Genomic DNA, 24,281 nt, shown 5'->3' with positions numbered 1-24,281 from the left:
GTCCCCACCGGAAAGAAGGAACAATGAAGTTCACGAAACTGGCCACACTGGCCGTGGCGGTCGGCCTCGGTGCCGCGCTGACGGCCTGCGGTTCGAGTCAGAAGAGTGTTGATCAGCAGGCGGCCGCGGGAGGTGCCGCGGGCGGCCTCGTCGGCGTCACCATGCCGACCAAATCGTCGGAGCGCTGGATCCACGACGGCGACAACATCAAGGTGGCACTGGAGAAGCTGGGTTACCAGGTCGACCTGCAGTACGCCGAGGACGACATCCCCACCCAGGTGAACCAGATCGAGAACCAGATCACCAAGGGCGCGAAGCTGCTCGTGATCGCCTCGATCGACGGCACCGCGATCACCACCCAGCTGCAGGAGGCCGCGGACAAGAAGATCCCGGTCATCGCCTACGACCGGCTGATTCGCAACACGCCGAACGTCGACTACTACGCGACCTTCGACAACTTCAAGGTCGGCGTGCAGCAGGCGACGTCGCTGCTCACCGGGCTCAAGGTGCTCAAAGAGGACGGTTCTCCCGGCGAGGGCAAGGGCCCGTTCAACATCGAGCTCTTCGCGGGTTCGCCGGACGACAACAACGCGACGTTCTTCTTCAACGGCGCCATGTCCGTGCTGAAGCCGTACCTCGACAACGGGACGCTGGTGGTCAAGAGCGGCCAGACCGCGTTCAACGTCGCGGCGATCCTGCGCTGGCAGGCGGCGACCGCGCAGCGGCGGATGGAAGACCTGCTGACCAAGACCTACAGCTCCGGCGACAAGGTGCAGGGCGTGCTCTCGCCGTACGACGGGCTCTCCATCGGCATCCTGTCGGCGCTCAAGAGCAACGGCTACGGAACGCCTGGCCAGCCGTACCCGGTGGTCACCGGCCAGGACGCCGAGGTCGCGTCGGTGAAGTCGATCATCGCGAACGAGCAGTACTCGACCATCTTCAAGGACACCCGCAAACTCGCCGAGACCACGGTCAAGATGGCCGACGCGGTACTCAAGGGCGGCAAGGCAGAGACCAACAACACGACGGACTACAACAACGGCCAGAAGGTCGTCCCGGCGTTCCTGCTGGAGTCGGTGATCCTCAACAAGGGGAACTACCAGAAGGAACTCATCGACTCGGGCTACTACAAAGCGGAACAGCTGAGGTAGTGACGTGACCGACGAAATCCTTCGGATGCGGGGGATCACCAAAACCTTTCCCGGCGTCAAGGCGCTGCAGGACGTCAACCTGTCGGTGCGCCGGGGAGAGATCCACGCGATCTGCGGCGAGAACGGCGCGGGCAAGTCCACGCTGATGAAGGTGCTCTCGGGCGTCTACGCGCACGGCTCGTACGACGGCGAGATCGTCTTCGACGGCGAGCCGTGCGCGTTCTCCGCGATCCGCGACAGCGAACGGCGCGGCATCGTGATCATCCACCAGGAACTGGCGCTGTGCCAGCAGCTGTCCATCGCGGAGAACATCTTTCTCGGCAACGAGAAGGCCCGCGGCGGGCTGATCGACTGGAACCGGACCAATGCCGAGGCGGGCGAGTTGCTGCGGCGCGTCGGCCTGCGGGAGAACCCGGTGACGCCGGTGCTGGACATCGGCGTCGGCAAACAGCAGCTGGTGGAGATCGCCAAGGCACTGTCCAAAGAGGTCAAACTGCTGATCCTGGACGAGCCGACGGCGGCGCTGAACGACGACGATTCGGCGCATCTGCTCGAACTGTTGCGCGGGCTTCGCGACGACGGCGTCACCTGCGTCCTGATCTCGCACAAGCTCAACGAGATCGCGGCGATCGCCGACTCGATCACCATCCTGCGCGACGGCAGGACGATCGAGACGCTGGACGCGAGCACGGTGACCGAAGACCGGATCATCGCCGGGATGGTCGGCCGGAAACTGGAGAACCGGTTCCCGCCGAGGGAACCGCGGATCGGTGACGAGGTCCTCCGGATCGAGGACTGGACCGTGCACAGCCCGACGCAACACGGCCGGGTGGTCGTCGACGGCGCGAGCCTGACCCTGCGGCGCGGCGAGATCGTCGGGCTGGCGGGGCTGATGGGCGCCGGGCGGACCGAACTCGCGATGAGCGTGTTCGGCCGCTCGTACGGCAAGGACATCTCCGGGCGCCTGATCAAGGACGGCAAGGAGATCGAGGTGCGCACGGTCGGCGACGCCGTCGCGAACGGGATCGCCTACGCCACCGAGGATCGCAAACGCTACGGGCTGAACCTCATCGAGGACATCCAGCGCAACGTCTCCGGTGCCGCGTTGGGCAAACTCGCGCGGCGAGGCTGGGTGGACGAGAACGAAGAACACCGTGTCGCCGAAGAATTCCGCAAGAGCATGAACATCAAGGCACCGGACGTGCGCAGCGTGACCGGCACGCTCTCCGGCGGCAACCAGCAGAAGGTCGTGCTGTCCAAATGGATCCTCACCGATCCGGACGTGCTGATCCTCGACGAGCCCACCCGCGGCATCGACGTCGGCGCGAAGTACGAGATCTACACGATCGTCAACCGGCTCGCCGACGAGGGGAAGGCCGTGCTGGTCATCTCGTCCGAGCTGCCGGAACTGCTCGGGCTGTGCGACCGGATCTACACGTTGTCGGCGGGCCGGATCACCGGTGAGGTCGGCCGGGCCGAGGCCACCCAAGAGGTCCTCATGCGGGCGATGACCAGGGAACAGGAGTAAGACATGAGCACCGCCTCCGCCGACACCGTCACCGGTGCCGGTGAACAGCAGGGAGCCGCGCCGGCGAGGGCGCCGCGCCGGATCTCGTTCAACCCGCGCGAGAGCGGCATCTACGTCGCGTTCGCGCTGATCGTCGTGTTGTTCTCGATCCTCACCGGCGGCGCGCTGCTGGAACCGCAGAACATCTCGAACCTGATCGTGCAGAACTCGTACGTGCTGATCCTCGCGATCGGCATGATCCTGATCATCATCGCCGGGCACATCGACCTGTCGGTCGGCTCCGTGGTGGCGCTGACCGGCGCGATCTCGGCCGTGCTGATGGTGAACCTCGGTGTGGCGTGGCCGATCGCGCTGCTCATCACGCTGGCCGTCGGCGCGGTGATCGGGGCGTGGCAAGGGTATTGGGTCGCCTACTTCGGGATTCCCGCCTTCATCGTGACGCTGGCCGGGATGCTGATCTTCCGCGCGCTGACGCTCACCGTGCTCGGGAACCAGGGGATCGGCCCGTTCCCGGACGAGGTGCGCACGCTGGCGAACGGGTTCACCGGCGGCTATCTCGGCAACATCGGCCTCGGCCCGCTCGGCGGCGCCGACGTGGTCAGCCTGCTCGTGGGTGCCCTGGCCATCGCGGGCGCGATCGTCTCGCGGTGGCGCAAGCGGACGGCCCGGCTGAACTACCTGCAAGAGGTCGATCCGCTGCCGATGTTCCTGCTGAAGATCGCCGCGGCGGCCGCCGTCGTGCTGTTCGTGGTGGTGCAGCTGGCGCGGTACAAGAACCTGCCGTGGGTGCTGATCCTGCTCTCGGTGCTGGTGATCGGCTACTCGCTGGTGACGACGCGGGCGGTGTTCGGCCGCCACATCTACGCCATCGGCGGGAACCTCCAGGCCGCGACGCTGTCCGGCGTCAAGGTCAAGAGCGTGACGTTCTGGATCTTCGTGAACATGGGCGTGCTCTCCGCGCTCGCCGGGATCATCGTGGCCGGACGGCTCAACCAGGCCGGGCCGACCGCGGGCAACATGTTCGAGCTCGACGCGATCGCCGCGGCGTTCATCGGCGGCGCCGCGGTGCAGGGCGGGGTCGGCAAGGTGGTCGGCGCGATCACCGGCGGGCTCATCATGGGCGTGATCAACAACGGCATGTCCCTGATCGGCGCGCCGACCGAGAGCGTGAACCTGGTGAAGGGTTTCGTGCTGCTCGCCGCCGTCGCCTACGACATCTGGACCAAACGGCGGGCCCGTACCGCCGCCTGATGGTCGTGAGTGGCGTTTCGGGTTCTAACCCGAAACGCCACTCACGACCAACTCGACCGACTCCTCACCCTCGGCTCTCCTCGCAACGTCGCGAAAGGAAGTGCTGTGCGCAGCAGATCAGTCCGGCTCGGTGTGCTGTCCCTGACCATCGCCGCCGGTGTCCTCGTGCCCGTTCAGACCGCTTCGGGCCAGACACCGGCGACCGACTACAGCCTCGCCGTGGACGCGGCGGGACGTGGTGCCACGATCGATCGTTCGATGTACGGCGTCTTCTTCGAGGACATCAACCGTGCCGCGGACGGCGGGCTGTACGCGGAACTCGTGCAGAACCGCTCCTTCGAGTACGACAAGGCCGACAACGCGTCGTACACCCCGTTGACGTCGTGGGCACCCACATCGGTCGACGGGGGCACCGGCACGGCGACGGTGGCCGACGACGAGGGGCGGCTCAACGAGCGGAACCGGCGCTATCTCAGGCTCGACCTCACGCGTGGCGAGTACGGCGTCGCGAATTCGGGCTACAACTCGGGGCTCCGGGTCGAGAGGGGCAAGCAGTACGACTTCTCGGTGTTCGCCCGGACCGATCGGGCGGCGGGCACCCCGCTCACCGTGGCCGTCACCGATCCGGCGGGGAAGGCGCTCGCCGATCCACTGCGGGTCCAGGTCCGCGGCGACGGCTGGGTGCGCTACACCGGCACCGTCCGGGCGCGGGAGTCGAGCGCGCTGGGCAGGCTCGCGCTGACCGCGTCCGGCGGTGGCACGCTGCGGCTGGACATGGTGTCGCTCTTCCCTCGTGACACCTACAAGAACCGCCCCAACGGCATGCGGGCCGACCTCGCGGAGAAGATCGCGGCGCTCAAGCCCGGTTTCGTCCGCTTCCCCGGCGGCTGCCTGGTCAACACCGGCAGCCACCAGGGCTACGAGGCGCCGAACTGGGAGCGGAAGCGCTCGTACCAGTGGAAGGACACGATCGGCCCGGTCGAGCAGCGGGCCACGAACGCGAACTTCTGGGGCTACAACCAGTCCTACGGCATCGGTTACTACGAATACTTCCAGTTTTCCGAGGACATCGGCGCGATGCCGCTGCCGGTGGTGCCGGCGCTGGTCACCGGCTGCGGGCAGAACAAGGTGACCGACGATCCGGCGTTGCTGCGGCGGCACATCCAGGACACCCTCGACCTGATCGAGTTCGCCAACGGCCCGGTCACCTCGACCTGGGGCAGGAAGCGGGCCGAGATGGGGCATCCGGCGCCGTTCGACCTGACGCATCTCGGCGTCGGCAACGAGGAGAACCTGCCCGACGAGTTCTTCGCCCGGTTCACCGAGTTCCGCAAGGCGATCGCGGCGAAGTACCCGGGGATCACGGTGATCAGCAACTCGGGACCGGACGACACCGGCACGACGTTCGACCGGCTGTGGGACCTGAACCGGAACGCGAAGGTCTCGATGGTCGACGAGCATTACTACAACAGTCCACAGTGGTTCCTGCAGAACAACCAGCGGTACGACTCCTACGACCGCAACGGCCCGAAGGTGTTCCTCGGCGAGTACGCGTCGCTGGACAACAAGTTCGGCAACGCGCTGGCCGAGGCCGCGTACATGACCGGGCTGGAACGCAATGCCGACGTCGTCAAGCTCGCGTCGTACGCGCCGCTGCTGGCGAACACCGACTACGTGCAGTGGAAGCCGGACATGATCTGGTTCGACAACCAGCGCTCGTGGGCGTCGGCCAGTTACGAGACGCAGAAGCTGTTCATGACCAATGTCGGTGACCACGTCGTCCCGAGCAAGGCGTCGGCCACACCGGCCACGGTCGCGCCCATCTCGGGTGCGGTCGGGCTGTCCACCTGGGCGACGAGCGCGGCCTATGACGACGTCAAGGTCACCTCGGCCGACGGCTCGCCACTGTTCTCGGACGACTTCTCCGGCGACGATTCGCGCTGGTCGAAGGTGGCCGGGCGGGGATCGTGGGCGGTATCGAACGGTGCCTACGTCCAGTCGGATCAGGCGGCCGAGAACACCCTCGTGACCGCGGGCGATCCCTCATGGAGCAACTACGACTTCTCGGTGAAGGCGACCAAGACGGGCGGCAAGGAAGGCTTCCTGGTCGCGTTCGGCGTGAAGGACACCGGAAACAACTACTGGTGGAACCTCGGCGGCTGGAACAACACCGTCTCGGCCGTGGAGAAGACCGAAGGCGGCGGCAAGCAGACCCTGCTCCAGAACGACACGAAGATCGAGACCGGCAGGCAGTACGACCTGCGGGTCGAGGTCCGGGGCCGTCAGGTGACGTTGTTCCTCGACGGGCGGAAGTGGGGCTCGTTCACCGACGACAAGGTCGCCGAGCCGTTCCGCCAGGTCGTCACGCGTGACGTCAAGACCGGGGAACTGATGGTCAAGGTGGTCAACGCCCAGGCATCGGCCGCCCGGACCCGTGTCGACCTCGGCGCTCGCGTCCAGCCTGGCGCGACCGCCCGCGTGACGACCTTGCAGGGCTCGCCGGACGACGTCAACACCGCCTTCACCACGCCGATCGCACCGCGCGAATCGCGGTTCTCCGGCGTCTCGAACACCTTCACGTACACCTTCCCGCCGAACTCCGTGACCTTCCTGCGGTTCCCGGCCCGAGTGAGGGGATGACCATGACCATCGACCGTCGTGACCTGTTCAGAGCGGGAGGCGGACTGCTGGCCGCCACCGCCGTCGGAAGCCTGGCGCCGGGCACGGCCCAGGCCGCTGACGCCGCTCCGGCGTCGTTGACCACCCGGAACCCGCTGGTCGAGCAGCGGGCGGATCCCTTTATCACCCGGCCGGTGAACGGGATGTACTACCTGACCGGTTCGGTGCCCGAGTACGACCGCATCGTCGTCCGCGGCGCCGCCACGCTCGACGGCCTGGCCACCGCCAGGGAGACGACGATTTGGCGGCGTCCGCCGTCCGGCAAGATGGGCGGCCACATCTGGGCGCCGGAACTGCACCGGATCGACGGGCGCTGGTATGTCTACTTCGCCGCCGGTGACTCCGACGACGTGTTCCGCATCCGCACCTACGTGCTGGAGTCCACTTCGGACGATCCCCGGGCGGGCACATGGGTGCTGCGCGGACAGATGGTGACGAAATGGGACACCTTCACCCTGGACTCGACGACGTTCGAGCATCGCGGCAAGCGGTACTTCGCCTGGGCGCAGAGCGAACCCGGGATCGCCACCAACAGCAATCTGTACCTCGCCGAGATGGCGTCACCGCTCGCGCTCAAGGGTGATCCCGTCCGGTTGGCGGTGCCGACGCTGCCCTGGGAGATCCAGGGCTTCAAGGTCAACGAAGGGCCGGCGGTGCTCGTCCGCAACGGGCGGGTGTTCATGACGTACTCGGCCAGCGCCACCGACGCCCGCTACTGCATGGGGCTGCTCACCGCCGACGAACGTTCGGACCTGCTGGACCCGCGCTCGTGGACGAAGTCGCCGCAGCCGGTGTTCACCACGAACGAGGCGACCCGGCAGTACGGTCCCGGGCACAACTCGTTCACCGTCGCCGAGGACGGCTCGGATGTCCTCGTGTACCACGCCCGCGACTACCGCGACATCACCGGCGACCCGCTGTACGACCCGAACCGGCACACCCGGATCCAGCGGCTGTACTGGAACGACGACGGGACCCCGAGTTTCGGTGTCCCGGTCGGCAAAGGCGGACCTTGCGTGCGACTGTCCCCGTTGGACGATCCCGCGTTGCACGTGCGGCATTACGAATACCGGCTGACCGCGGATGGCAATGTCCGGGAGCTGGCCGATTCCCAGTTCCGCATCGTCGCGGGGTTCCGTGGCGCGGGCACCGTCGCACTGCAGTCGGTGAACTTCCCGGACCGATATGTCCGGGTCGTCGACGCGACGACCGTCCGGATCGATCCGTACGACGAAAGCGACACCTACGGCCGGGCGGCGAGTTTCACCCAGGTGCCGGGCCTTTCCGACCGGCTGGCGGTGTCGTTCCGTCTCCCGGGTGAACCTGCCACCTATTTGGCCCACGACAAGGGAAGGATCTTGGTCTTCCGTCCCGGTACCGCGGTGCGGGATCGTCAACGGGTCAGCTTCCGGCTCGGCTGAACTCCCTGGGAGGTTGAACGCAGTGCTGCGAACACGCCCCATTGTCCTGGTCCTGGCGATGCTCGCCGGGACCCTCGTCGCGACCGGCTCTCCGGCGGCCGCCGACGTCCAGTCCTATCTCGACGATCCACGAAAAGTCTCCGAAGGCCAGGAGCCGCCGCACGCCCACCTTCGTCCGTACGCGGACGTTTCCGCCGCGGCCCGCCGCGACGAACGCGGCCCCTACACGATGTCGCTCGACGGCAAATGGCGGATCGCCATGGCGGACAACCCCTCTCAGGTGCCGAAGGGGTTCCACGACGACGGATACGACACGTCGGGCTGGCGCGAGGTGTCCGTGCCGCATACCTGGCAGACGGACGGTCTGGACCACCCGATCTTCCGCAACATCGCCACCGAGATCCAGCCCGACGACCCGCCGCGCGTCCCCCGCGACGTGAACCCGACCGGCGCCTACGTCCGCGACTTCACCCTGCCCGCCCAATGGTCGGAACGCGAGACCTTCCTGCGCTTCGAGGGCGTCACGTCGGCGTACTTCGTCTGGGTGAACGGGACGTACATCGGCTACGACCAGGGCGGCTACACGCCGGCGGAGTTCGACATCTCCTCCGCGCTGCGGCCGGGGCCGAACCGGATCGCCGTGCAGGTGCACCGCTGGAGCGCCGGTGCGTACCTGGAAGACGTCGACCAGTGGCGATACTCGGGCATCTTCCGTTCGGTGACCCTGCATTCGACGCCGGGCACGTTCATCCAGGACGTCGGGCTGACGACCGACCTCGACGCGACCTACACCGACGCCACCCTCAAGGCCGCGGTCGAGGTCGCCACCAAACCCGGCGGCACTGCCGGCAAGCACCGCGTCGGGCTCAGCCTGCGCGACGCGGCGGGCAAGGAAATCGGGACGACGAGTGCGGAGGTCGACGCGGGCGGCAAGACCGCGTTGAGCCTGCCCGTCCGGAACCCGGCGAAGTGGACCGACGAGACACCGAACCTGTACACGGTCGTCCTCACGCTGACCGCGCCCGACGGCCGTGTCACGCACATCACCAGCGAGACGACCGGGTTCCGCGAGATCGAGATCCGCGACAAGCAGCTGCTGGTCAATGGGAAACGGGTGCTGTTCAAGGGCGTCAACCGCGCCGAGACCGACCCCGACCACGGCAGGCACGTGCCCCGGCGCGCGCAGGAGCGCGACGTCGCGCTGATGAAGCAGCTCAACGTCAACGCGGTCCGTACTTCGCACTACCCGTCGGATCCCTATTTCTACGAACTGGCCGACCGGCACGGGCTCTGGATCGACGACGAGATCGACATCGAGACCCACAACCACGAGAACTGCGCCCGGTACTGCCAGGCGAACGACCCGGCCTGGCGGGACGCGTTCTTCGACCGCATGATCGGCATGGTCGAACGGGACAAGAACCATCCGAGCGTCTTCCTGTGGGACACCGGTAACGAGGCAGGCCTCGGCGCGCATCACTTCGCGCTGGCGGAATGGCTGGACGCGAACGAGCCGACCCGGCCGATCTACCACCAGTCGAACAGCCCGGACGGTGACGCGCCGTTCGCCGACGTCTGGGGGCCGCGGTATCCGTCGCCGGAGAAGTTCGCCGAGCAGGCGAAGAACACCACGAAACCGCTGATCTTCGGCGAGTACGCGCACGCGATGGGCAACAGCCTCGGCAACTTCCGGGAGTTCTGGGACACGATCCGGGCGAATCCACAGACCCAGGGCGGGTTCATCTGGGACTGGGCGGAACAGAACATCCGGCAGCCGATCCGGCTCACACCCGATTCGTCGGGCAACGACATCTCGGCGCATCTCAGTGGAAAGCCGGAGCTGGTCGACGGTCATCGCGGCAAGGCGCTGGCGTTGTCGGGTCTCGACGACTTCGTCGAGGTCTACCGCGACCGGAAACTCGACATCACCGGGAAGGCGCTCACGTTGGACGCCTGGGTGAAACCGGGCAAGTGGACCGGTGACTTCCGCATCCTCGGCAAGGGCGACCACCAGTACGCGCTCAAGATGAAGACGCAGGACACGCTGGAGTTCTTCATCCACAGTGGAACGTGGCAGGCGGTGCAGGCGAAGGTGCCCGCCGACTTCTACGGGAACTGGCATCGGGTGAGCGGCACCTACGACGGGACGGCTCTGCGGCTGTACCTCGACGGCAAGGAGATCGGGAGCAAGCCGTTCACCGGCGCGATCGATTCGTCCTCGGCGGAGGTCAACATCGGCCGCGACTTCGAGACGTCGTGGAACGACCCGTCGACCATCGGCTGGATGGGCCGCGGAGCCGTCGACGACGTCCGCATCTACGACAAGCCGTTGTCCGCAACGGAGTTGTCCGGCGCGACTCCCGCGGACGGGGCCGTGCTGGCACTGGACTTCGACAGCGTCACGGAGCGGGGAAGTCACCTGTCCTATGGCTCCAGTCTGTCCGGTGTGGACGGTCTGATCGGCTCGGACCGTTCGCTGCAACCGGAAACCACGCAGATGGCTTGGGCGCATCAGCCGCTGCGATTCGCCTACTCGGGCGGCACGCTCTCGGTGACCAACGAGCGGCAGTTCAAGGGTACCGACGAGCTGAACCTGCGGTGGCGGATCCAGGAAGGCTCTCGGCTGGTTGCCCGGGGCGAGCAGCCGTTGCGGGTCGCCGCGGCATCGACCGGAAAGGCCGCCGTTCCGGTGCCGCCGAATCCCGCGGACCGCGAACGGTTCCTGACCGTCGAAGCGGTGACGACCCAGGGCGAGCCGATGCTCGCGCGGGGACACGTCCTGGCGCACGACCAGTTCTCCCTGGGTGGGAAGCGGATTCCCGGCCTGGACAGGACACCGCTCGACGGGAAGTCCGTCGGAGTCGTCGAGGACGCTGCTTCGGTGACGGCGTCGGCCGCCGGCGTCACGTACCGGGTCGACAAGGCCGGTGGCACGCTGACGTCGATCCGGTACCAGGGCAAGGAACTGCTGAGCGGCGGACCGAAGCTCGACGCGTGGCGGGCGCCGATCAGCAACGAGACCTTCGCCTGGGGTCGGGCCGAGGGCGAGGACTGGCGCAAGGCCGGGCTCGACCGGCTGAAGACCACGGTCACCGGTGTCCGGGTCGAGAAGGACGGCTCGCGCGGTGTTCGGGTGATCGTCGACAGCCGGGTCGCGGCGCCGGACGTCACCGGAGCGTGGTTCGACCAGACGATGACCTACGCCGTCGACCGGACCGGGACGCTGAGCCTCGGCAATCAGGTGGTTCCGCAGGGGAGTGTGCGCACTCTGCCGTATCTGCCGCGGATCGGTGTCTCGTTGGCGGTTCCGGACCGATATGACCGGTTCGCCTGGTATGGACGGAAAGCCGAGAGCTACGTCGACCGCAAGGACGGGACGCCGATCGGCGTGCAGTCGAGCACCGTGGACGAACAGTACGTCGAGTACCACCGGCCGCAGGACCACGGCAACCACACCGACAGCCGGTGGGCGCTGCTCACCGACGGCCGGACCGGTGGCCTGCTGGTCGGGGGCGCGAGCGACGTCAGCGTGACCCCGTTCGACGATCTCGACCGGGCGGCGTACCCGTTCCAGTTGCAGCGCAACAAGGGCTGGTTCACGCTGCACGCCGATCACGCGGTGACCGGGGTCGGTGACACGCCCAACCCGGTGCGGGAACGCAGTCAGGTGCAGCCGGACAGCACATACGAGTACACGCTGTCGTTGCGTCCGTTGACGTCGCAGGAGGCGCGGGCGGGGCTGCCGACCGGCGGCTGACCTCTTCGGGTCTCGTAAGCGGGTCGTGAAGGCCTCCTTGCCTACTCTGAAGGTAGGGAAGGAGGCCTTCACCACTGCCCGGCTAGCGGAACAATTTGTAATTGAGGACGAGGTAGCCGGAATTCGTGGCGATCGTTCACGCGAGACCCCGGGTGATCCGGTCGTAGGACCAAGCGGTGTCGAAACACGTACGGGCGGCCGCTGTCCGGGTGATGTCGGGCCGGGGCCGGACTCTTCGTCCCGGTAGTCGCTAGTCTTGATCTTCGACTGCGAGGGAGACTGAATTCATGGCGGAATGGGCCGATCTGGTCGCGTTCGTACGGCACGAATATCGGGTGGTGAAGGACGAACCGGACGAAATTCGCATCCGGTTGTCCTACGGTGACGACGACTACGAGGAGCGGGCTCAGACCGTGGTCATCGCGCGGGAGATCTTCGACCGCCGCGAGGATTGGGTGCAGATCGCGACGCCGTTCGCGCGGGTCAGCGAGGTCGACCTGACGACCGTGCTGACCGAGATCGGCAACACCATCGTCGTCGGGGGACTGGTGGTGATGGGGGAGCACCTGGTGTTGCGCCATTCCCTGCCGCTGGTGAATCTCGACATCAACGAGTTCACCGATCCGCTCGAACTCGTCGCGGGTTCGGCGGAGCTGCTGGAACAGCAGTTCACCGGACGCGACGACTACTGATCCCCGGGATCTCCTCGAAGGAGGTCACGCGTTCGCATTCCTCTTCGGTGAGCTTGTCGATGGATGCCCGGTACGCCTGCGCTTGGGCCGTGCCGGGCAGTTCTCCGCCGAGGAGGAGCGGAAGCCCGAGTTCGAAACCGCAGCGGGCCCGTGCCCCATGGCGGTGCCGGGCGCGGGCGACCGCGGTGGCGACGCGGAGCCCGTGCTCGGTGCCCGGTGGCGTCGCGGGACGGTCGGTTTCGATGGCCGCGTACCGGAATCCGTCGGCCTGATCGCATTTCTCGCAGCCGGCGGGACCCGAGCCGAGCCGGCTGCCGCAGTCGGCGCAGGTCAACCTGTCGTAAGCGGCGTCGACCACCCGCCACTCGAACACGGAAGTGTCGGTGACGACCGACTCGGCGAGGCCGGTTTCCTCCGTAGTCCCGGCGGTGACACCGTATTCCGCGAGGAACAGCCGCCAGCGGTCTTCGATACTCGCTTCGACGGCCGCCAAGGCCTCGGCGGGACGCCCGCCGCGTGGAAGAGCGGTCATGGACGGGATTCTATTTCGGCCGGATCAGGGTGTCCGCGTCGATGCAGAGGCGACCGTCGTGGGGGACGACCGTCAGCTCATGGGTTTCCGTGGGGGAGGGGCGGCCGTCACGGTAATGCAAGGTGATCCGGACCCGGACGGTGGTCGCGGAGGTGGCCGACGCGCTGTGCACGTCCACCGCGCTGATCCTGCCCCAATGGGCTTCGTAGTCGCGCTGGCCGCGGCGTTGGAGGTTCGGGCCGATCAGCGGCCAGCCGGCCTCGGTGTCCGGCATCAGACGGTAATAGGCGGTGACGAACTGGGCGATGTCCTCGTTCGTGGCAGGCCGGGGCACGGTCGACGTCGTGCTGGTGGTCGGGCTCGGCTCGACCACGGCGGGAATCGGCGTCCCCGCGTTCTGGGCGGACCCCGCGAAATGGACGCCCACGAAAATGGCCGCCAGCAACGAACCCGAGACCCCGAGGATCAAGAACACCAGCCAGGCGTTGACCTGTGAGTGCCGCACGTTGTAGACGTTCGTCGTGCCGGTGGTCTTCGGGCCGTCGCCGTCGCGGCGGGTGAGTACCTGCGAGATACCGCTGATCAGCCCGGTCGCGAGGGTGAACGCGACCACCAGACCCCAAGCCAGGAAGTTGGTCTTGAGATCGGTCGCGAAATTGATCGCGGTGCCGAGAGCGGCGGCGATGCAGGCGCCGAGCAAGGACCAGAACCATATCGAACCCGCCCGGTTCAAGATCTTCTCCTTTGCCGCAGCCGTCGGCTTACAACTCGCGCCGCGGGGAGGCCTTGTTACGACAGGCGGCATCCGTGGCCCTATCGTGATCGGTCTACCGGGTGGGGGCGAATGACAACTTCTCGATGGGGCGGCCTCGCGGCCCTGCTGGCGGGATTCTTCGTGCTCCTGCTCGACACGACGATCGTCGCCGTGGCGAGCCCGAGCATCCAAGCCGACCTCGGCGGCGATGTCGCCGCGCTGTTCTGGGTGACGGCGGGCTACCTGCTCGCGTTCTCGGTCCCGTTGCTGGTCGCCGGCAGGCTCGGCGATCTCTTCGATCCCAAGCGTGTCTACCTTTTCGGTATGGGAGGCTTCGCCGTCGCCTCCGCGCTGTGCGGGCTCGCGCCGTCGATCGGCTGGCTTATCGCGTTCCGGATTCTGCAAGGCTTGGCGGCGGCCGCGATGTCGCCTCAACCGCTCACGCTGATCCGTCGGCTGTTCGCCGACGACGAGAGAGGGCGCGCTTTCGGTATTTGGGGCTCGGTGGCGGCCGCCGCCACCCTGCTCGGCCCTGTACTGGGCGGACTGCTGACGGCGAGCCTTGACTGGCGCTGGATCTTCTGGGTCAACGTGCCGCTCTGCGCCGTGGCCGTCGTCGTGGGTGTTCGCCTGATTCCGGGAAGCCGAGGAGGCGCCGCCCGTTTCGACCTGCTCGGCGCCGCGCTGAGCACGGCGGGTTTGAGCCTTCTCGTCTGGGCTCTGCTGTCCTGGTGCCCGCTCTCGCTGCCTGCCGCCGCGCTCGCCGTCGTACTGCTGGTCGGTTTCTGGTTCCAAGAACGCAGGCAAGGTGCGGACGCGCTCGCGCCCTTGCGCCTCTATCGCTCGCCCGGCTACTTGACCGCGAGTCTCGCAATGGCGTCACTCGGCGCGACAGTGCTCGCGATGGCGCTTCCCACGATGCTCTACATCCAAGAAATGCGAGGCTTCGGGCCGATCGAGGCAGCGATGGTCCTCGCACCAGACGCCATTGTCGCGATCCTCCTGTCGCCACCGGCGGGCCGCTGGGTCGACCGAGTGGGTGGGCGTCGACCGGCGATCCTCGGCATGAGCCTGCTCGCGACGAGCCTGCTGCTCATCGGGCTGGTGGTGGTGCTGAACCTGAATCCGTGGTGGATCTCCGTGGGCGCCGCGCTCCTCGGTGCCGCCAACGCGATGGCTTGGTCACCGCTTTCGGCCATCGCGATGGCGTCTGTCGACCCGGATGCCGCGGGCGGCGCTTCGGGTCTGTTCAACACGGTGAGGCAGGTGGGTGCGGTGGGCGGGGTTGCGGCGACCGGGGCGATTCTGGCGGGGCTGGAGGGGCGGCCGGGGTTGGGTTTTGTCATGGTGTTCGGGTTTGTGGGGCTGGTCGCGGTCGGTGGGGTTGTGGCGGCGTTTCGGCTCCCGAGGGTTGTTCGTGTTGAGGTCGGCTGATTTTCAGTTTTCTGGGGTTGGCGTTAGGTCTGGTGCTGTCGCGGGGGCTGTGAAGGGAGAGCGATCGAGCCGGCTGCAGTGGGCTGATTCGAATTGACCTTTTGTGAGGAAGACGCTGGCTGGTGATGGGTCGAGGCCTTCGGTGAACGCGGAGGTGACAGAACCGGGTGCGGTGCACTGCTATAAATCACCCTTCAGTGGTAAATGCGGCCTTTGGCTGTTGCTTAAAATTACGAACACATGTTCGATGGTTGCGGTATTATTGAGGGGTGTCCGAGACCTTCCTCCCCGAACTGCCGCAGGAGCTGTGGCGCGCCGGCAAGCTGGAGCTTGCCCATGGTGTGCAGCAGTCCTTGCAGGTGATTCGCATGGCGACCGCGGCGTTGTCGCGGTTTCTGGCGGAGATCGAGTCCCGGGGCGTCAAAGACTTGTACGGGCATGGCAGTACGGCTAGTTGGTTCGCGGAGATGGCCGGGCTGTCGCGGGGCGAAGCGGGCGCGGTGGTGAAACGGGCCGTTGCCCTAAACCCCACCCGGGCCTTGGATGGCACGGAGGTTCCGCCTGTCGCGCCCGCCACTGCGGCGGTTGCCGCTCAGGGATTGGTCGGGGATGAACGGATCGATCAGATCCTGGACATTTTGAAACGGCTCCCTGCCGACACCTCCGCTGAAGATCGGGCCAGTGCGGAGAAGATCCTGGCCGAGCTTGCCCCGAACGCCGGACCCCGGCAACTCTCCAACGCCGAGACGAAACTGATGGGTTGGCTCAATCCCGACGGCAACGAGCCGAAGGATCCCGAGCCCAAGGAACCACGTCGAGAGATCACCCTGGAACGCCGCAAAGACGGGTTCTGGAAACTCACCGGCCTCCTCGACGACGAGACCGGCGCCCGCACCGCCGCCGCTTTGGAGGCGCATGCCCAGCCACGGCCCGTCGACGAGTTCGGCCAAGCGGACCTGCGGATGAAGTGCGAACGCATGGGCGACGCCTGGGCCGAACTCCTCGACCTGGCCATCGCGTGCCCCGATCAGCCCGGCACCAGTGGCTACCGGACGTTGGTGCACGTCACCGTCGGACTCGAGGAACTCAAATCCGGTCTCGGCACCGCCTGCCTCGACTTCGTCGGCACGATGACCGCCCGCGAAGCGCGGCTGGCCGCCTGCGATTGCCTGATGTTGCCGGTGGTGATGGGCACCTCGGGTGAACCCTTGGATATGGGACGGCTGAGACGGTTCGTCACACCCGGCCAAAGACGTGCGCTGAACATCCGAGACGGTGGCTGCGCCTTCCCGGGATGTCATCGGAAGCCCAAGAACTGCCACGCTCACCATATCGAGCACTGGGCAGACGGCGGACCCACCGACCTCCGGAACCTGGTGCTGCTCTGCGGTTTCCATCATCGGTTGATTCATCACGGTGACTGGGAAGTACGCATGGCAGCCGACGGACTACCAGAGTTCATCCCACCTCAATACCGTGATCCGCTCCGAAAACCCCGGCGCAACACCCTGCATCACGTCTGAACCCCGAGGAGCCCGCCAGCCACCCCAGGCGACGGGCCCCTCGTCATGCCCACAGTCGGGCAAGGTCGGTGACCGTGTGGATTTCGGGTCATCCAACGCACCAAAATCCACACAGTCCGCCGCCACGGCGACGAAGGCCACCATCTTCAGGAAGACTCGGGCGATTCGCCCTGCGAGGCAGACGCAGGTCCCCAGCGTGGCCACTCGTCCACCAAACCCGAATCCGCCGCTCACAGCCGGCAGGACCGATTCGGTGCTGACCCACAATCCAGCCTAAACCGCCGAATCCCACCAGTTCAGTACCCGAGTCCCATACAACGTCAGCCACTTCGAAGGCTCACCCGCCGCAACATCGACCTCGAACCACACCCGCCCGGAGTGCCGGTGGGCCTGAAGCCAGGTCCCGTCCGGCTGCCGCGCGGCACGGATGAGCTCGACGGCTTCGGCCATCCGCGGGTCCGGCGCCGTGCCGTCGTGCAGCGCGGCCTCGCGGAAGTAGTCGGCCGCGTTCAGCACGTCGTAGAACCAGCGGAACGGGTAAGCGAACACCGTGGTCCACGGCGCGATGACCGAACCGGTCGACAGCCGCCGGAACAAGCCGCGCTCCAGCAGGTATTCCTCACCCGAGTGCCGCGAGGCATGTGAAGCCGAGGTGCCGCCCGTCGCGATGTCGAAGGCGAGCAGACCCTTGAGCGAGTTCAGCGTCGAATGCACGGACGAACGCCGCGATCCCGAGACCCATTCGCAGTTCCAGCCACCGTCGGGCTGCTGGTGTTCCGGGAACCACGAGGCGAGCGAGGTGACGTCGGCGCCGAGCCACAGGCCGTTCGCGAGGGTCCACGCGTTGATGCAGCAGTCGACCTCGCCGCCCCAGTACGGGAGATCGTCGTACTCCCATCGGCTGTTCTCAGCGAGGAGTTCGGCGGTCCCGCGCAGGACACCTGCGTCCATGCCCCACTCGCGCAGGGTGTTCAGCGACCACGTCGTCGCCGTCCACGGCTGCCCGTCCTCCTGGCCGGTGAATCCGGCGGGGAAGAACGCGCCGCCCGCCCACTGGCCGTCCGGGTCCTGGTGGGCGAGCAGACGCGCGCCGAAGCCTTCGGTCTCGATCCGTGCCCGCGTCGCCTCCCACACCTCGGGCGGTTCGTGCGCGAGGTCGCGTTCCACCTGCCAGCGCAGGGCGGGATCGGAGTCGAGCAGCCACGGGATCATGCCCAGACCTTAGGCCTGATGCAGCCGCGCGAGCGCCTCCGAACCTTGGGCCAGCAGCGTGACATCGGCGCCGACAAGGACGAACGAGGCACCGGCGTCGAGGTAGCGCTGAGCCTGCGCAGGGTCGAACGCGTTGACTCCCACTGGTTTTCCCTGAGCGAGGACGGCCTCGAAGGTGCGCAAGACGGCGGCCGTGACATCGGGATGCGTCTGCTTCCCCAGCAGGCCCATCGAGGCGGCCAGGTCGGACGGTCCGACGAACACCCCGTCGACGCCGTCGACCGCGGCGATCTCGGCGGCGGCTGCGACCCCCGCCGTCGACTCGATCTGGACGAACAGCGACGTGAACTCCTCGGCCTTCGCGAGGTAGTCCTCGACTCGGTTCCAGCGCGCGGACCGGGAGAGCGCACTGCCGACACCACGCACGCCTCGCGGCGGATAGCGGACGGCCCGCACGACAGCCTCCGCCTCCTCCGCGCTGTCGACCATGGGCACCAACAGGTTCTGCGCGCCAAGGTCGAGCAGCTGCTTCAGCGCGACCGCGTCGCCGGACGGAGCGCGCACCACCGGAGTGATCGGATAGGCGGCGATCGTCTGCAGCAACGACTGCACGGTCTCCAGCCCGGCGGGGGAGTGCTCGGTGTCGACGAGCAGCCAGTCGAGCCCGGAGCCCGCGCAGATCTCGGCGACGACCGGGCTGCCCGACGTGACCCACATGCCGATCCGCGGCCGCTCACCCAGCCGCTCCCGGAACGGCGGGTCTAGACGAAGCGGCATGTGATCGCCCCCAAATCCCGGTAGTCGGCGGTCACGGTGTCACCTGGATGCACCCACATCGGCCGCGTGAACGACCCGGCCAGCACGATGTCGCCCGGATCGAGCTTGTCACCGTGCTGGGCGAGTTTGTTCGCCAGCCAGGCGACACCGTTCGCGGGATGGTTCAGCACCGCGGCGGCGACTCCGGACTCCTCGATGGTCTCGTTGCGGTACAGCAGCGCCGAGACCCAGCGCAGGTCTACGGCGTCTACGGCGACCGGGTTGCCGCCGTAGACCATCCCGCCCATGGCCGCGTTGTCGCTGATCGTGTCCACGATGGTCCGGCCCGCCATCTCGATGCGCGACGACAGGATCTCCAGCGCCGGCACGACGTATTCGGTCGCCCGTAACACGTCGAACACCGTGGTGTCCGGTCCGGCGAGGGAATCACGGAGCACGAAGGCCAGCTCGACCTCGATGCGCACGTTCGAGAACCGGCTGTGCTCGATCACGGAGCCGTTCTCGAACACCATGTCCGCGAAGATGGCGCCGTAGTCGGGTTCGGTGATCCCGGTGGCGGCCTGCATGACCTTCGAAGTGAGCCCGATCTTGCGGCCGACCGGACGACGGCCGGCCGCGATGCCCCGCCGCCGCCATTCGTTCTGCACGGCGTACGAGTCCTCGACGGTCATGTCCGGATACCGCGCCGTCAGCAGCGGGATCGTCTCCCGCGCCTCCTCCGCGGCCGCCAGTTCGTCGGCGATCGCGGTGATCGTTTCCTGTTCGAGCATGTCCCCGCCTCAGAGCTGGTTGCCGAGTTTGTACTCGCCTTGTTTCCAGGCCGGCAGTTCGCCTTCGTCGTCACCCTTGCGGGTGTAGGAGAAGCCGTCGGCGCCGATTGTGACCTCGAGTTCGCTGTCGTCGGTCCGCGCTACGACCGGCTGCGGCTTGCCGTCGAGGTCGAGCACCAACGAAGCGTCGGTGTACCAGGAAGGGACCACCGGCGTGCCCCACCAGTCGCGACGCTGGTTGTCGTGCACGTCCCAGGTGACGACCGGGTTGTCCGGATCGCCGGTGTAGTAGTCCTGCGTGTAGATCTCGACGCGGTGCCCGTCGGGGTCGCGCAGGTAGAGGTAGAACGCGTTCGACACGCCGTGCCTGCCGGGGCCGCGTTCGATGTGGTCCGACATCCGGAGCGAGCCGAGTTTGTCGCAAATGGACAGGATGTTGTGCTTCTCGTGCGTGGCGAAGGCGACGTGGTGCATCCGCGGCCCGTCGCCGCCGGTCATCGCGGTGTCGTGCACGGTGGGCTTGCGGCGCATCCAGGCCGCGTAGGTGGTGCCCTGCTCGTCCTGGATGTCTTCGGTGACCCGGAAGTTGAGGTCTTCCATGTGCTTCACCGCGAGCGGGACGTCCGGGGTGACCTGGTTGAAGTGGTCGAGCCGCACCAGTGCGCCCGGGACGTGCAGGTCGTAGCGCCAGCTGAGTCTGTCGACGTGCTCGACGTCGTGGAAGAACTCGAGCGGGAAGCCGAGCGGGTCCTGCACCCGCACCGAGTCGCCGATGCCCCGGGTGTAGCCGTCCGCGCGACGTTCGACCCGGCAGCCCAGCTCCGTGTAGAACGCGACGGCCTTGTCCAGATCCTCGGGCGACCGCACCCGGTACGAGAACGCCGCGACCGCCGCGACCGGTCCCTGGCGCAGCACGAGGTTGTGGTGGATGAACTCGTCGATCGTGCGGAGGCTGACCGTGGTCTCGTCCTCTTCGGTCACCGTCAGGCCGAGCACGTCGGCGTAGAAGGCACGCGACCGCGCCAGATCGGTGACGACGAGTTCCATGTACGCGCAGCGCAGGACGTCCGGCGGCGGCGATTTCGGAGTGGGGATCGGCTTCATTGCTTCATCCTTTGTGGACAGTGGAGGGTGGGCTCAGCCCTTGCCGAAGGCGGGGTTGTGCACCTCGCCGAGATTGATGTGCACCGCCTGCTGGTCGGTGTAGAAGTCGATCGAGCGGTAGCCGCCCTCGTGCCCCAGCCCGGACGCCTTCACCCCGCCGAAGGGTGTGCGCAGATCGCGGACGTTGTTCGAGTTGAGCCACACCATGCCCGCCTCGACGGCCTGCGCGAAGTTGTGCGCCCGCTTGAGGTCGTTGGTCCAGACGTACGCCGCGAGCCCGTACTTCGTGTTGTTCGCGAGCGCCAGTGCTTCGTCTTCACTGTCGAACGGGGTGATCGCGACGACCGGGCCGAAGATCTCCTCCTGGAAGATCCGGGCGTCCGGTTTGACGTCGGCGAACACCGTCGGCGCCACGTAGTTCCCGGTCGGGAAGCCGTCCGGACGGCCGCCCCCGGCGACCAGCCTGCCCTCGGTCTTGCCGATCTCGATGTACTTCATGACCTTGTCGTAGTGCTCGGGGTGCACGAGCGCGCCGACCTCGGTCGCGGGATCGCTCGGGTCGCCGACCTTGACCCGCTTGGCCTGCGCGGCGTACCGCTCGACGAACTCGTCGTAGATCGCGCGCTCGACCAGGATCCGGCTGCCCGCGGTGCAGCGTTCGCCGTTGAGCGAGAACACGCCGAAGATCGTCGCGTCGATCGCGGTCTCCAGGTCGGCGTCGGCGAAGACGATGGCGGGCGACTTGCCGCCCAGCTCCATCGAGAGTCCTTTGAGGAACGGCGCCGCGTTGCCGAAGATGAGGCTGCCGGTGCCGCTCTCGCCGGTGAACGAGATCAGCGGGACGTCCGGGTGCTTCACGAGCGCGTCGCCGGCGTCCTCACCGAAGCCGTTGACGAGGTTGAACACCCCGGCAGGCAGCCCGGCCTCCTCGAAGATCTCCGCCCACAGCGACGCGGAAAGCGGGGTGAACTCCGCGGGCTTGAGCACCACGGTGTTGCCGGTCGCCAGCGCGGGTGCGAGCTTCCACGACTCCAGCATGAACGGCGTGTTCCACGGCGTGATCAGCCCGGCGACACCGATCGGCTTGCGGTTGACGTAGTTCACCTGGCGGCCGGGCACCTTGTAGGTGTCGTCGGCCTGCGCGACGATCAGGTCGGCGAAGAACCGGAAGTTCTCCGCGGCCCGTCGTGCCTGGCCCAGCGCCTGCGAGATCGGCAGGCCCGAGTCGAAACTCTCCAGCGCGGCCAGCCGCTTGTCCCGCGACTCGACGAGATCGGCGATGCGGTTGAGCACACGCGAACGCTCACGCGGCAGCAGCTTCGGCCAGGGGCCTTCGGTGAACGCCTTCCGCGCGGCGGCGACGGCGCGATCGATGTCGGCCTTCTTGCCCGCGGCGGCCTGGACGTAGACCTCGTTGGTGACCGGGTCGATCACGTCGAAGACGGCGCCGTCGGCCGAATCGACGAGTTCGCCGCCGATGTAGTGCCGGATCCGCTCCGGGACACCGTCCGGGATCGGCCGGGGGGTCGTGCTGGTCAAGATTCCTCCTCAGTCAGCGCTTGGCGCGCTCTCGAGCGTCCAAAAAGGCCTGCATGGTGGCCCAGCGGTGATTGCGCGCGGCGAATTCGATGTCGAGCGGGTCGGCTTTCTCGGAGATCAGCCGGAGGATCTCTTCGTGCTCCTCGACCGACCGGTGCGCGCGGTCGGGGACGAACGCGAACGTGGAGTCGCGCAGCCCGGACAGCCGGGTCCAGCCCTGGTGCACGAGGTCGAGGATCTGCGGGTTGGGGCAGCATTCGAAAAGCAGCGAGTGGAACTGCTGGTTCAGCGCGGTGAACTCGTGCGCGTCGAAATGGTCCAGGAGGGCGATCATGCGCTCGTTCACCCGCCGCGCCCGCGCGATGTTCTCTTCGGACAGCTGCGGTGCGGACAGCGCGGTGGCGACGCCTTCGACGACGCCGAGCGTCTGCATCGCGTGGACGTACTCGTTCTGGTCCACCATCGCGACACGCGCGCCGACGTTGCGTTCGAAGGTCACCAGCCGTTCGGCCTCCAGTCGCCGGATCGCCTCGCGCACCGGGACGACGCTCATGTCGAGCGCGCCGGCGATCTCGGCGAGCACCAGCCGGTAGCCGGGTCCGTACTCGTGCCGGGCGATCCGCTCACGCAGCCACTCGTAGGCGAGTTCGGACTTGCTGGTCGTCTTCATTGCTTCTTCTGCCATGCCTCATACCTTTCCCGCCACAACGGGTTCAGCGGGAAGAGCCCCTCGATCGGGCGGCCCTGTCCGACCTGCTCGGCGATCCAGGAGTCTTCGTCCTCCTGGACGAGCGCCGCGTCGGCGATCTCCTCGGCCAGCGACGGCGGGATGACCACCACGCCGTCGTCGTCACCGACGATGATGTCGCCGGGCAGCACGGTCGCCCCGCCGCAGGCGACCGCGACGTCGGTGTCCCACGGCACGTGCTTGCGCCCGAGAACCGCCGGATGCGCGCCTTGGGAGAACACCGGGAGCCCGGTCGCGGCGACGGCGTCGAAGTCGCGGACCCCGCCGTCGGTGATCACCCCGGCGGCGCCGAGGTAGCGCGCCCGCAACGCCAGAATGTCGCCGAGCGTGCCGGAACCCTTGTCGCCACGGGCTTCGATGACGATCACCTCGCCGGCGCCGACCGAGTCGAAGAGGCGCTTCTGGGCGTTGTAGCCGCCGCCGTGGGTTTTGAAGAGGTCCTCGCGGTTCGGGACGAAACGCAGGGTCCGTGCCGTGCCGACGACCTTCGACCCGGGCAGATTCGGGCGCACACCGTCGATCGCGACGTTGTTCAGCCCGCGTTTGCGCAGCTGGGCGGACAGACCCGCGACGGGCGCACGCAGCAACTTGGCGCGGAGCTCCTCGCTGAGTGAGGGAGCCTTCTCTTCGGCAGGTTCCTCGACGGGAGTTCCCCAAGCTTCGGCGCGCTGCTTGTCGTCGACCTCGGGCAGGCTGCCGATGTCCGAAAAGGCCCGGATGCCCTGGGAAACGGTGGTGTGGAGCCGTCCGCTGCTCAGCGAGGTGCCGGGAACGTCCACTTCGACCACGACGACGTCGCCGGGGGAGACCACGGTCGATCCGGCCGGGGTGCCGGTGAGGATGACGTCGCCCGGTTCGAGCGTGAAGTGCTGGGAGAGATCGGAAACGAACTGCCGCAGCGGGAAGATGAGCCCGGCCGTGGTGTCCTCCTGCACCAGATCGCCGTTCACCCAGGTGCGGATGCGCAGCGACGACGGGTCGACGTCGCGTGCGTCGATGAGGCCGGGGCCGATCGGGGTGTAGCCGTCGCCGCCCTTGGACCGGACGTTGGAGCCCTTGTCCGCGGTGCGCAGGTCGTAGAGGCCGAAGTCGTTCGCGGCGGTGACCGCGGCGACGTGGTCCCACGCCTGGTCCGGCTTGACCCAGCGGGCCGTGGTGCCGATGACCAGCGCGATCTCGCCTTCGAAGGCCAGCAGTTCGGTGCCGGCCGGGCGTTCGACGGTGCCGCCGGACGGGCCGATCGAGCTCGACGGCTTGAAGAAGTACGACGGGTTCGCCGGACGCCGTCCGCGCTGCTCCGCGCGTGACGCGTAGCTGAGATGGACGGCGATGATCTTGCCCGGCCGGGTGCCCAGCGGACCGGAGCCGCGGCCCGACGGCGAGGTTGCCTCGTAAGTACCCATATTCCC

At 67.3% G+C, this 24,281-nt stretch carries 18 protein-coding genes; 9 read left to right on the top strand and 9 right to left on the bottom strand.

Translation table 11 applies throughout. From position 1 onward, the window contains the following. Window positions 1-23 precede the first annotated feature (23 nt). The 7 genes from chvE to DMC61_RS37240 all read left to right on the top strand — a co-directional run bounded on the left by chvE (window position 24) and on the right by DMC61_RS37240 (window position 12,479). Complete coding sequence (gene chvE, locus DMC61_RS37270; RefSeq protein ID WP_125695208.1) at window positions 24-1,151, top strand: multiple monosaccharide ABC transporter substrate-binding protein; 1,128 nt, start codon at window positions 24-26, stop codon at window positions 1,149-1,151. A 4-nt stretch (window positions 1,152-1,155) separates the two neighbouring features. Continuing rightward, a complete protein-coding gene (gene mmsA / locus DMC61_RS37265) occupies window positions 1,156-2,679 on the top strand; it encodes a multiple monosaccharide ABC transporter ATP-binding protein (protein WP_199750191.1) in 1,524 nt (507 codons plus the stop codon). Window positions 2,680-2,682: 3 nt separating this feature from the next. Beyond that, window positions 2,683-3,930, top strand: coding sequence for a multiple monosaccharide ABC transporter permease (gene mmsB / locus DMC61_RS37260; RefSeq protein ID WP_072026946.1), 1,248 nt, complete (start codon window positions 2,683-2,685; stop codon window positions 3,928-3,930). 105 nt (window positions 3,931-4,035) lie between these two features. Then, entirely contained in the window at window positions 4,036-6,570 is a 2,535-nt protein-coding gene (locus DMC61_RS37255; protein ID WP_125695207.1) for an alpha-L-arabinofuranosidase C-terminal domain-containing protein, read from the top strand. A gap of 2 nt (window positions 6,571-6,572) precedes the next feature. Next, a complete protein-coding gene (locus tag DMC61_RS37250; RefSeq protein ID WP_233595074.1) occupies window positions 6,573-8,030 on the top strand; it encodes a family 43 glycosylhydrolase in 1,458 nt (485 codons plus the stop codon). Window positions 8,031-8,052: 22 nt separating this feature from the next. After that, complete coding sequence (locus DMC61_RS37245; RefSeq protein ID WP_125695205.1) at window positions 8,053-11,787, top strand: glycoside hydrolase family 2 TIM barrel-domain containing protein; 3,735 nt, start codon at window positions 8,053-8,055, stop codon at window positions 11,785-11,787. A 287-nt stretch (window positions 11,788-12,074) separates the two neighbouring features. Continuing rightward, a complete protein-coding gene (locus DMC61_RS37240; RefSeq protein ID WP_016334642.1) occupies window positions 12,075-12,479 on the top strand; it encodes a hypothetical protein in 405 nt (134 codons plus the stop codon). On the opposite strand, the gene DMC61_RS37235 is transcribed toward DMC61_RS37240, so the two are convergent. Together DMC61_RS37235 and DMC61_RS37230 are read right to left on the bottom strand one after the other, a co-directional pair. After that, complete coding sequence (locus DMC61_RS37235; protein WP_125695204.1) at window positions 12,457-13,011, bottom strand: hypothetical protein; 555 nt, start codon at window positions 13,009-13,011, stop codon at window positions 12,457-12,459. The genes DMC61_RS37240 and DMC61_RS37235 overlap by 23 nt on opposite strands. Window positions 13,012-13,021: 10 nt before the next feature. Beyond that, a complete protein-coding gene (locus DMC61_RS37230) occupies window positions 13,022-13,744 on the bottom strand; it encodes a serine/threonine protein kinase (RefSeq protein WP_125695203.1) in 723 nt (240 codons plus the stop codon). Between the two features lie 111 nt (window positions 13,745-13,855). Here DMC61_RS37230 and DMC61_RS37225 point away from each other — a divergent pair, with 111 nt between their 5' ends. Both DMC61_RS37225 and DMC61_RS37220 read left to right on the top strand, forming a co-directional pair. Continuing rightward, window positions 13,856-15,199, top strand: a complete 1,344-nt coding sequence (locus tag DMC61_RS37225) for an MFS transporter (RefSeq protein ID WP_125695202.1) — start codon at window positions 13,856-13,858, stop codon at window positions 15,197-15,199. 269 nt (window positions 15,200-15,468) lie between these two features. Continuing rightward, on the top strand, window positions 15,469-16,722 hold the full coding sequence (locus DMC61_RS37220) for an HNH endonuclease signature motif containing protein (RefSeq protein ID WP_125695201.1): 1,254 nt from the start codon (window positions 15,469-15,471) through the stop codon (window positions 16,720-16,722). Between the two features lie 273 nt (window positions 16,723-16,995). On the opposite strand, the gene DMC61_RS37215 is transcribed toward DMC61_RS37220, so the two are convergent. Genes DMC61_RS37215 through DMC61_RS37185 form a run of 7 tightly spaced genes read right to left on the bottom strand, consistent with a single transcriptional unit; the run spans window position 16,996 to window position 24,275 of the window. Continuing rightward, window positions 16,996-17,934 carry a squalene cyclase gene (locus tag DMC61_RS37215; protein ID WP_125695200.1) on the bottom strand — a complete coding sequence of 313 codons (939 nt, stop codon included), beginning with the start codon at window positions 17,932-17,934 and terminating at the stop codon, window positions 16,996-16,998. 9 nt (window positions 17,935-17,943) lie between these two features. Next, the gene (locus tag DMC61_RS37210) at window positions 17,944-18,711 is read right to left on the bottom strand and encodes an HpcH/HpaI aldolase/citrate lyase family protein (protein WP_125695199.1); all 768 of its coding nucleotides are present in this window, start codon (window positions 18,709-18,711) and stop codon (window positions 17,944-17,946) included. Continuing rightward, entirely contained in the window at window positions 18,696-19,481 is a 786-nt protein-coding gene (hpaH, locus tag DMC61_RS37205) for a 2-oxo-hept-4-ene-1,7-dioate hydratase (protein ID WP_125695198.1), read from the bottom strand. The genes DMC61_RS37210 and hpaH overlap by 16 nt, the downstream gene beginning before the upstream one ends. A 9-nt stretch (window positions 19,482-19,490) precedes the next feature. Continuing rightward, the gene (gene hpaD / locus DMC61_RS37200) at window positions 19,491-20,585 is read right to left on the bottom strand and encodes a 3,4-dihydroxyphenylacetate 2,3-dioxygenase (protein ID WP_125695197.1); all 1,095 of its coding nucleotides are present in this window, start codon (window positions 20,583-20,585) and stop codon (window positions 19,491-19,493) included. Between the two features lie 33 nt (window positions 20,586-20,618). Continuing rightward, window positions 20,619-22,124, bottom strand: coding sequence for a 5-carboxymethyl-2-hydroxymuconate semialdehyde dehydrogenase (hpaE, locus tag DMC61_RS37195; protein WP_016334632.1), 1,506 nt, complete (start codon window positions 22,122-22,124; stop codon window positions 20,619-20,621). A 13-nt stretch (window positions 22,125-22,137) separates the two neighbouring features. After that, window positions 22,138-22,809 carry a GntR family transcriptional regulator gene (locus DMC61_RS37190; protein WP_125695196.1) on the bottom strand — a complete coding sequence of 224 codons (672 nt, stop codon included), beginning with the start codon at window positions 22,807-22,809 and terminating at the stop codon, window positions 22,138-22,140. After that, window positions 22,791-24,275, bottom strand: coding sequence for a fumarylacetoacetate hydrolase family protein (locus DMC61_RS37185; RefSeq protein WP_125695195.1), 1,485 nt, complete (start codon window positions 24,273-24,275; stop codon window positions 22,791-22,793). Before DMC61_RS37185 ends, DMC61_RS37190 begins: the two co-directional genes overlap by 19 nt. Window positions 24,276-24,281: the final 6 nt, after the last annotated feature.

Source organism: Amycolatopsis sp. WAC 04169 (genome assembly GCF_003947535.1).
GTDB lineage: Bacteria > Actinomycetota > Actinomycetes > Mycobacteriales > Pseudonocardiaceae > Amycolatopsis > Amycolatopsis keratiniphila.
This window is presented reverse-complemented; position numbering and strand designations above follow the sequence as displayed.

Bases quoted from the DNA above. Each gene is read 5' to 3' on its own strand.
- chvE (WP_125695208.1), top strand. From the start codon at position 24: ATGAAGTTCACGAAACTGGCCACACTGGCCGTGGCGGTCGGCCTCGGT.
- mmsB (WP_072026946.1), top strand. From the start codon at position 2,683: ATGAGCACCGCCTCCGCCGACACCGTCACCGGTGCCGGTGAACAGCAG.
- DMC61_RS37250 (WP_233595074.1), top strand. From the start codon at position 6,573: ATGACCATCGACCGTCGTGACCTGTTCAGAGCGGGAGGCGGACTGCTG.
- DMC61_RS37240 (WP_016334642.1), top strand. From the start codon at position 12,075: ATGGCGGAATGGGCCGATCTGGTCGCGTTCGTACGGCACGAATATCGG.
- DMC61_RS37235 (WP_125695204.1), bottom strand. From the start codon at position 13,011: ATGACCGCTCTTCCACGCGGCGGGCGTCCCGCCGAGGCCTTGGCGGCC.
- DMC61_RS37225 (WP_125695202.1), top strand. From the start codon at position 13,856: ATGACAACTTCTCGATGGGGCGGCCTCGCGGCCCTGCTGGCGGGATTC.
- DMC61_RS37215 (WP_125695200.1), bottom strand. From the start codon at position 17,934: ATGATCCCGTGGCTGCTCGACTCCGATCCCGCCCTGCGCTGGCAGGTG.
- DMC61_RS37210 (WP_125695199.1), bottom strand. From the start codon at position 18,711: ATGCCGCTTCGTCTAGACCCGCCGTTCCGGGAGCGGCTGGGTGAGCGG.
- hpaH (WP_125695198.1), bottom strand. From the start codon at position 19,481: ATGCTCGAACAGGAAACGATCACCGCGATCGCCGACGAACTGGCGGCC.
- hpaD (WP_125695197.1), bottom strand. From the start codon at position 20,585: ATGAAGCCGATCCCCACTCCGAAATCGCCGCCGCCGGACGTCCTGCGC.
- DMC61_RS37190 (WP_125695196.1), bottom strand. From the start codon at position 22,809: ATGGCAGAAGAAGCAATGAAGACGACCAGCAAGTCCGAACTCGCCTAC.
- DMC61_RS37185 (WP_125695195.1), bottom strand. From the start codon at position 24,275: ATGGGTACTTACGAGGCAACCTCGCCGTCGGGCCGCGGCTCCGGTCCG.